Origin of the sequence: Thalassospira sp. UBA848, from assembly GCF_002295455.1 — a bacterium.
In the GTDB taxonomy this organism is placed as follows: Bacteria; Pseudomonadota; Alphaproteobacteria; order Rhodospirillales; family Thalassospiraceae; genus Thalassospira.
On record NZ_DBGS01000027.1, the window covers coordinates 1 to 8,310 of the forward strand.

At 54.9% G+C, this 8,310-nt stretch carries 9 protein-coding genes and 2 rRNA genes; 10 read left to right on the forward strand and 1 reads right to left on the reverse strand.

Annotation, left to right across the window (positions count from 1 at the left end; genetic code table 11):
• From B2R48_RS03165 to B2R48_RS03190, 6 genes are all read left to right on the forward strand, one after another.
• Positions 1-313: ribosomal RNA gene (locus tag B2R48_RS03165) — 23S ribosomal RNA — on the forward strand; the annotation flags it as partial.
• 137 nt (positions 314-450) lie between these two features.
• Positions 451-565 (forward strand): 5S ribosomal RNA (gene rrf, locus B2R48_RS03170).
• A 274-nt stretch (positions 566-839) separates the two neighbouring features.
• A complete protein-coding gene (locus B2R48_RS03175) occupies positions 840-1,139 on the forward strand; it encodes a DUF2282 domain-containing protein (protein ID WP_062954324.1) in 300 nt (99 codons plus the stop codon).
• Between the two features lie 127 nt (positions 1,140-1,266).
• Positions 1,267-2,145 (forward strand): DUF692 domain-containing protein, encoded by an 879-nt coding sequence (locus B2R48_RS03180; RefSeq protein ID WP_296997703.1) that lies wholly within the window; start codon positions 1,267-1,269, stop codon positions 2,143-2,145.
• Positions 2,142-2,936 carry a DNA-binding domain-containing protein gene (locus B2R48_RS03185; RefSeq protein ID WP_296997706.1) on the forward strand — a complete coding sequence of 265 codons (795 nt, stop codon included), beginning with the start codon at positions 2,142-2,144 and terminating at the stop codon, positions 2,934-2,936. Before B2R48_RS03180 ends, B2R48_RS03185 begins: the two co-directional genes overlap by 4 nt.
• Positions 2,923-3,465 (forward strand): DoxX family protein, encoded by a 543-nt coding sequence (locus tag B2R48_RS03190; RefSeq protein ID WP_296997709.1) that lies wholly within the window; start codon positions 2,923-2,925, stop codon positions 3,463-3,465. The genes B2R48_RS03185 and B2R48_RS03190 overlap by 14 nt, the downstream gene beginning before the upstream one ends.
• Before the next feature lie 32 nt (positions 3,466-3,497).
• Here B2R48_RS03190 and B2R48_RS03195 read toward each other — a convergent pair whose 3' ends face one another.
• Positions 3,498-4,259 (reverse strand): GntR family transcriptional regulator, encoded by a 762-nt coding sequence (locus B2R48_RS03195; protein ID WP_296997711.1) that lies wholly within the window; start codon positions 4,257-4,259, stop codon positions 3,498-3,500.
• Between the two features lie 334 nt (positions 4,260-4,593).
• On the opposite strand from B2R48_RS03195, the gene B2R48_RS03200 reads away from it, so the two are divergent.
• The 4 genes from B2R48_RS03200 to B2R48_RS03215 all read left to right on the forward strand — a co-directional run.
• Positions 4,594-5,712: a TRAP transporter substrate-binding protein gene (locus tag B2R48_RS03200; protein WP_296997715.1), complete on the forward strand. Its 1,119-nt coding sequence runs from the start codon at positions 4,594-4,596 to the stop codon at positions 5,710-5,712.
• A gap of 1 nt (position 5,713) precedes the next feature.
• Positions 5,714-6,283, forward strand: coding sequence for a TRAP transporter small permease subunit (locus B2R48_RS03205; protein ID WP_296997717.1), 570 nt, complete (start codon positions 5,714-5,716; stop codon positions 6,281-6,283).
• Between the two features lie 6 nt (positions 6,284-6,289).
• Positions 6,290-7,615 carry a TRAP transporter large permease gene (locus tag B2R48_RS03210; protein ID WP_296997719.1) on the forward strand — a complete coding sequence of 442 codons (1,326 nt, stop codon included), beginning with the start codon at positions 6,290-6,292 and terminating at the stop codon, positions 7,613-7,615.
• Between the two features lie 120 nt (positions 7,616-7,735).
• Positions 7,736-8,310: gamma-glutamyltransferase (locus B2R48_RS03215; protein WP_296997722.1), on the forward strand; the 575-nt coding region annotated here is incomplete at its 3' end.

Here is an 8,310-nt window from a genome sequence, read left to right on the forward strand (position 1 = left end):
GAGCTGGGTTTAGAACGTCGTGAGACAGTTCGGTCCCTATCTGCCGTGGGCGTAGGATACTTGAGAAGAGCTGTCCCTAGTACGAGAGGACCGGGATGGACGCACCTCTGGTGTACCGGTTGTTCCGCCAGGAGCATCGCCGGGTAGCTAAGTGCGGAAAGGATAACCGCTGAAAGCATCTAAGCGGGAAGCCCCCTTCAAGACTAGGTATCCCTATCAGATCCCTGGAAGACCACCAGGTTGATAGGCTGGGTGTGGAAGCGTGGCAACACGTGAAGCTAACCAGTACTAATTGATCGATCGGCTTGATTGATCCCTCTTGCTACTGATCTGCATATGACTTGCGCAGCGGTAAAATCAGCAAGACCAATACGTCACAACAATAAATAGTTCGCAACTCAACATCACGATCTTGCAAAGATCTCCGATCTCTTCGCTGTGTTTGGACGGCCCGGTGGCCATAGCGGCCGGGAACCACCTGATCCCATCCCGAACTCAGAAGTGAAACCAGCCTGCGCCGATGGTACTTTGTCTTAAGGCACGGGAGAGTAGGTCACCGCCGGGCCTTCCAAATACAGCATAAATATTCCCTATAAACACACGACTTTGAAAACCCTCGACCTTAACCGGTCGAGGGTTTTGTCGTTTCAGGTTTACATCATCATTGTGCGTTGCCACCTCACGGAACGGTTCACGCGGTTGTGAGGAGATGTGGGGAATGTCTCACGTGTCTTTGACTGCGCGTGTGCGAATGGTGCAGTGACGAAAATACACATCGCGCTTACGGTTAAATCATCGCTTGGACTTGATGTTCCTAATTTAACCGAAGGGAAACGACGATGAAAAAAGCAATGGTTTTGGGCGCAGCATTGAGTGCTGCTGTTTCGATGGCTGCAGTCGATCAGGCAGCTGCCGATGGCGCCAAGGAGAAATGTTTTGGTGTATCGCTGGCTGGTCAGAATGACTGTGCGGCTGGTCCGGGTACGACCTGTGCCGGAACGTCGACTGTCGATTATCAGGGCAATGCCTGGAAACTGGTTCCGGCAGGTACCTGCGAGGATATGAGCTTCACCACGGCGGATGGCCGCGAAGTGACGGGCAGCCTCGAAGAACTTGATCGTGATCTCCCGCAGGGCTAACGCCCAAAACTAACTTGCCCCCTCTATGGGCGGTCAGCACCGATCTGCATGTTTGCAAATGTCTCCCCCTGTCCCGATGTGCTGACCGCCCGCCCGAGCTATGACTTACTGTTTGAGGTTGCTTGCCATGAAAACGCCAACACAGCTTGCTGATCGAAAGCTTCCTGACCAGGCAGGTGTCGGTTTCAAGGCCGAGCACGCGCAAGATGTCTTTGACGCAGCACCGGCTGTGGGCTGGTTTGAGATTCATCCGGAAAACTACATGGTTGCCGGTGGGCCGCGACTTGCCATGCTCGAAGAGCTTTGTGCCCGGTATCCGGTCTCGATGCATGGGGTCGGATTGTCGCTTGGCGGCGGGGAGCCGTTAAACAAGAACCATCTGGCCGATCTCAAGCGTCTGGTGGACCGGTTCAACCCCGCCATGGTGTCTGAACATATTGCATGGTCCGCCCATGAAGGACTTTATATGGCCGACCTGCTGCCAACGCCGATGACGAAAGCCTCGCTTGCGCAGTTGGTGGATGCGATCAATACGGTGCAGGACTTTATTGGCCGCCGGATCCTGATTGAAAACCCGACCTCTTACGTGCCGCTGCCACAAAATTCGATCCCCGAACTTGAGTTTATCAGTGAGGCGGCTGAACACAGTGGCTGCGGTTTGCTGATTGATGTAAACAATGTTTACATTTCGGCCCATAATTTGGGCTTTGATGCCAATGCGTTTATTGATGCGGTGCCCGGTGATCTGGTTGGTGAAATTCATCTGGCCGGACATGAGCGTGACGCCAACCCCGAAGATGATGTTCTGATTGATACCCATTCACGACCTGTGGCCGATCCGGTATGGGACCTGTTTGATCGTTTGATTGCCCGCATCGGGCGCCGGCCGACCCTGATTGAATGGGATAATGACGTGCCCGGTTGGGATGTGTTGGCGCGTGAGGCAGCCTTGGCTGACCGTCATCTTGCGGACGCTGTGGGCGTGCAGCTTGAGGCCGCGTCATGAGGGATCTCAGGACATTTTATGACGGCTTTGCCGAGGCGCTGCGTGCACCGGAACCGGACGCGGTGCCAGATAGTGTTGCCGAAGGTTATGCGCACCGCTTTGCAATTTACCGCAACAATGTTCATCGCGGTCTTTATGACGCGCTGGGGGCTGCTTATCCGACTGTGCGAAAGCTGGTTGGAGATGGCTTTTTTGATCGCCTTGCGCAGGGTTTTGTGCAGACAGAAACATCGCGTGCAGGATCGCTTGCCCTTTACGGCGCAGGCTTTGCCGACTTTCTTGAGACCCATTCTGTGCGCGAAAGTCTGCTATACCTGCCAGATGTCGCGCGGCTTGAACGCGCGCGGCTTGAGGCCAGCACAGCTGCCGATGCCGAACCGCTTCTGGCTTCCGACCTTGTCGGGTTTGAGGACCATCTTGAGGGCATGAAGCTGAACGCCCATCCGGCGTGTCGAGTAGTTACATCAGAACACCCGGTATTTGCAATCTGGACCGCACAGAACGGAGATGCCAGCGGACAAAGCGGCAAAACCCGCATTGTGCAGCGGCCGGAAACTGTTCTGATTGCGCGACCTTTCATGCATGTCGAGATGCATCTTTTAAGCGCCGGGCAGGCTGCATTCTTTGAGGCGGTGACGCGTAACGGGCTTTGCCTTGGGGATGCCTGTGCCAAAGCACTTCAGGCTGATCCGGATTTTGATGTCATCGCCCGTTTTGCAGAATTTTTGACAATGGGTGCGTTTGACGCCCGCATGGATACCCCGAAAGGAAACGGGCATGATGATGAATAATGTACATAACGTAATGGGCGGCTTTGCCCGTTTTGAGACGAAAATCGATTCCCTGGCAGGACGGGACTATGTCGGTCTTGGCGCCCGGGTGCTTTTTGTTGTTGTGTTGCTGCCATACTACTTCAATAGTGCGCTGACCAAAATTGATGGCTTTGGTCTGAGTGCGGGGGCATTTGCCCAGATCCTTCCGCCAGTTGCGGAACAGTATATGTATGATACGTCTGCCATCCCGTTCTTCCCGTGGCACCTGATCGTCTGGGCCGGGACGATTGGCGAGTTTGTCTTGCCGCTTCTGATCGTTGCTGGCTTGTTTACCCGACTTGCCGCCCTTGGCATGATTGGCTTTGTGATTGTGCAAACCGTGGTTGATGTAGCGTTTCATGGCGCGACCCTTGGCATGCTTGCCAACGGTCTGCCGACAGAGCTGATTGATCAGCGCCTGCTTTGGGTTTCGCTTTTGGCTGCTTTGGTGTTTGCCGGCGGCGGGGTGGTCTCGCTTGATCGGTTGGCGCGTAGGGCAGTCGCCTAAGACCAGCCATAGAGCCGCGCCCTTAGGGGTGATTATTCCCCGACCGCGATGTCATTTGAAACGCCGTCAGAGGCCAAATCTTCTGACGGCGTTTTGCCGTCGCCCTCACGCAGGCTTGCCAGGTATTCCTGACTGATGTCATGCACGGCCATGATGTGCCCGTAAAGGAGCTCTTCGGCGGCCTTGAAGTCACCGCGCAGGATGGCATCAACAATGCCCTGATGTTCGCCATGAGATGCGGCAAGACGGGGTAGGCTTGAAAACTGTACCCGGCGAAATGGTGCAACACGACGGCGCACCGAAAAGGTAACATCAACCAGCACGTCGTTATGGGTGCCGCGATAGAGCGTGTTGTGGAAGGACCTGTTCAGGGCCTCATAACCGTCGCTGTCGCCCAGACGGACTGTTTCGGCCAGTTCATGATGGAGATTTTCAAGCGTATGGCGTTCTCCGCTGGTCATGCGTTTGGCTGCAAGCCGCCCGCATGTCCCTTCCAGCTCTGCCATGCTTTCAAACATTGCCGTGAGGCGTTCCGGCGTTGCCAGTGAAACATATACGCCGCGATTTGGGATTTTTTCGGCAAGTTCAGTTGCGGTAAGCAGCTGAAGGGCTTCGCGAACTGGCGTGCGCGATACGCCGAACCGCTTGGCAAGAAGCGGTTCTTCAAGTCGGGTGCCCGGCGCCAGTTGCCCAGAAACAATATCATCCTCCAGTGCCTGGCAAAGCTGTGCGGCAATGCCGATCGGTTCTGGTTGTCCGATTGGGCTGGAAAGTGTTTGGCGGAGCATGGACATCTGGCGTTTCAACCCTTCTTGCGAGGTTTTGAGAGGTTAATCCCTCTGAATGTATACACCAGGTTAGTGTGGAAAGCCAAGTACGTCCGTACGGTGTAGATGCAGGCTTAAAAATCATGCGTAAAATTGTATAAAAATTATGCATTAAATTTACGCGCATCAAAGAAATGATCAAAAAATGTGCTTTTTACGAAATGGATGAGTCGCAATAATTCTGTAAGTTGTTGAAAATAAAGGAATGGCATGTGTGTTGCTAGATGTATACACATCGCGAAACTCATTCCGATGAGCTTTCCTCCTAGAAGAAAACGCTATCTCTATCAGGGAGACTTCAATGACAAACATTAAACGACGCGACTTTCTGACCAAGTCGGCAATTGGCGCTGCGGCAACGGGGGCAGGGGTAATTGCCGCCCCGAACATCGTGCGCGCCCAGGAAACCTTTAACTGGAAAATGACCAATGCCTATGGTCCGGGATCACCCTTTTATGTGACGGGTCCGGGTAGTCCCGAAGATTTCTGCAAGCGCGTGACAGAAATGTCGAATGGTCGTCTGAACATTCAGCATTTCGCCGCTGGCGAATTGATCCCGGCTCTTGAGGGCTTTGATGCCGTTCAGGCCGGGACGGTCGAAATGAATGCCGCCAATGCCTATTTCTGGGCGGGTAAAATCTTTGCCGCGCAATATTTCACGACCGTGCCATTCGGCTTGAATTTCCAGGGCGTGAATGCCTGGTTGTATCATGGCGGCGGGCTTGAGCTGTGGCATGAGGTTTACAAACCATATGGTCTTGTGGCTTTCCCCATGGGGAATACTGGTGTTCAGATGACCGGCTGGTTCCGTGAGCCCATTGAAAGCCTGTATGATTTCAACGGCCTTAAAATGCGTATTCCGGGTCTTGCCGGGAAGGTCTATCAGCAGATCGGTGTCGAAGTGAAACTGCTTCCGGGCGGGGAAATCTTCCCGGCACTGGAGCGTGGTGTGATTGATGCGGCCGAATTCGTGGGGCCTTATCAGGACCGTCGTCTTGGCCTGCAGAAAGCAGCCAAATACTACTACACCACCGGCTGGCATGAGCCGTCCAACGTCACCGAACTTCTGATCAATCAGCAAGCATGGGAAAGCCTTCCGGCGGATTTGCAGGCGATTGTCAAGAACGCGGCACAGGCCTGCAACCTTGATAGCCATTCGTGGTGTGAAGCCAACAACGCAGCCGCCCTGCGTGATCTGGTCGAGAACTTTGGCGTCACCGCCCAAACCCTGCCCGATGATGTCGTCACCAAGCTTAAGGACATTACGGCAGAAACCCTTGAAGCCGAAGCGGCCAAAGACCCGATCACCAAGAAGGTCCATGACAGCTTCATGGCGTTCCGCGACACGCACCGTGAATGGGCTGCAATCAGTGAAAAACCCTATCACGGGATCATTTCCTCGAAAGGCGGGATGAGCTGATATGACGTCGACCCGTACTGAACCGTTATTCGACCGCGTCCTCGGTTTTATTGTCGATACGGCCGGGTGGGTGGCTGCGCTCAGTGGTCTCGCACTTGTGCTTGTGGTCGGTGGCAATGTGTTGCTGCGCTATCTGTTTAATTCAGGGAGCGTCGCGATGCAGGAACTTGAATGGCATCTGGTTTCACCAATTGCCCTGATGGGGATGGCCTATGGCATGCGTCATGGCGGTCATGTCCGGGTCGATTTTCTTTATGAGCGTCTGGGCCCAAGGGCCCAGGCGATCATTGATGTCTTTTCTGCTGTGCTGATGGCTATTCTTGGAGCAGCCCTGATCTGGTTTTCGATCCCCTATGTCGAGCAATCCATCATGATGGGCGAAGGATCGCCTGATCCCGGGGGCTTGCCTTATCGCTTCATACTCAAGGCCTTTATCCCGATTGGTTTTGGTCTGTTGCTGATCCAAGCAATCGCACAGAGCTTGATCAGCTATCGCCAAATTTTTGCTGAAAACAGCGCCCCTGCCTTTGATGCATCGAACGTGGCGAAACAAGTCGGTGCAGGAGACTAATCAAAAATGACCGGAAATGAATGGCTGGCCATTGGCATGGTCGGAGGCTTCTTTGGCTTCCTCGTGCTTGGTGTGCCAGTGGCGATCTCGCTTGCGATTTCGGGATTTGCCTTTGGAATTATGGGATTTGGTGCCGGATTGTTTAACCTGCTGCCTGCCCGTGTGTATGGCGTTGTGACCAATTACACGCTGCTTGCATTGCCGCTTTTCATCTTTATGGGGGTGATGCTTGAAAAGTCGAAACTTGCCGAAGAACTGATCGATGTGATCGGCCACGCCATGGGGCGCCTCAAGGGCGGCATGGGACTTGCCATCGTAATCGTCGGCGTTCTGATGGGGGCATCATCGGGCGTTGTTGGGGCGACTGTTGTCACTGTCGGCTTGCTGTCGCTTCAGCCGTTGATCAATCGCGGCTATGACAAGGGGGTTGCCAGTGGCGTGATTTGCGCATCAGGGACGCTGGGCCAAATTATACCGCCCAGTCTGGTTCTGATCTTGCTGGCGGACATTTTGGGGGAATCTGTCGGGACCCTGTTTGCTGCGGCCATGGTGCCGGGCTTGATCCTTGCGGGTATGCTTGGACTTTATCTGGTGCTGCTTGGTATCTTCAAACCCGAAATGGTGCCCGCGATCCCCAAGGATGAGCGCGATGCCATGAGCACGCAGCAATTGTTGCTCAAGATTGGCAAGGTTGTTGTGCCGCCGTTGGCCCTTGTCTTTGCGGTGCTTGGCTCGATTGTGGGGGGGGTTGCTGCCCCGACCGAAGCGGCATCCATGGGCGCACTTGGGGCATTGCTTCTTGCGCTGTTTACCGGACGCCTGAATTTCGGTGTGATGCGCGATGTGCTGCATGACACCCTGATTACCAGTGCCATGGTGTTCTTTATCCTGATTTGCGCACAACCCTTTGGTCTTGCGTTCCGCGGGCTTGGTGGCGAAGGGCTTGTGCATGCCCTGTTTGACTGGGTGCCAGGCGGGGACATGGGCAATCTTCTGTTCATGATGGCCCTGATCTTTGTCCTGGGCTTCTTCCTTGAATGGATCGAGATTTCCTATATTGCGCTTCCGATGTTTCTGCCGGTGTTCCAATATAGCGGGATCGACATGGCCTGGCTTGCCATTCTGGTCGCGATGAACCTTCAGACCAGTTTCCTGACCCCGCCGTTTGGTTGGGCTTTGTTCTTCCTGAAGGGGGTTGCGCCAAAATCGGTTTCCACAGTCGATATATATCGCGGGGTGATTCCGTTTATCGGGATTCAGGCGGTTGCACTGATCTTGTTGTTCATGTTCCCGGGATTGACCAGCTGGTTGCCCGACCTGATTGGTTGGTAGGGCAATTCTACGATGTGAAAAGGCGCTGAACGAATTGTAAAAACAGCGCTATGAACAAACCGGGCATGTCGCACAGCACGCGGCATGCCCGAAAGCATATGGCAGGGAGGCCGCAGCACTATGTTACGTTCAAGAACCGCCCTCGGGGGCATGGTTACCGCACCCCATCATCTGGCGTCCGAGGCCGGGCGTGACATTCTGCGCGAAGGTGGCAACGCGGTTGAAGCCATGATTGCCGCGGCTGCGACCATTGCGGTTGTCTATCCGCACATGAACGCGATTGGTGGCGATGGATTTTGGCTGATCTCCGCGCCCGGCAAGGACCCGGTTGCCATCCGGGCCTGCGGCGGGGCGGCGGGGCTTGCAACGCCCGGCTTTTATCGCGAACAGGGCAAGGACGCGATCCCGGCCCGTGGTCCACTTGCGGCCCTGACTGTCGCCGGTGCGATTGGTGGCTGGATCAAGGCGGCAGAGGTTGCTGCATCACTCGGCGGCAAAATCCCGCACAGTCGCCTGATGGCAGATGCGGTGCATCATGGCAAAGCCGGTGTGCCGATTACCAAGTCGCAGGTTGCCCTGACCACGACCAAAATGGCGGAATTAAAAGACGCACCAGGCTATGTTGATACCTATGCCGCCAACGGTATTCCGGCGATTGGGGACGTGCTGAAACAGCCGGCCCTTGCCGCAACGCT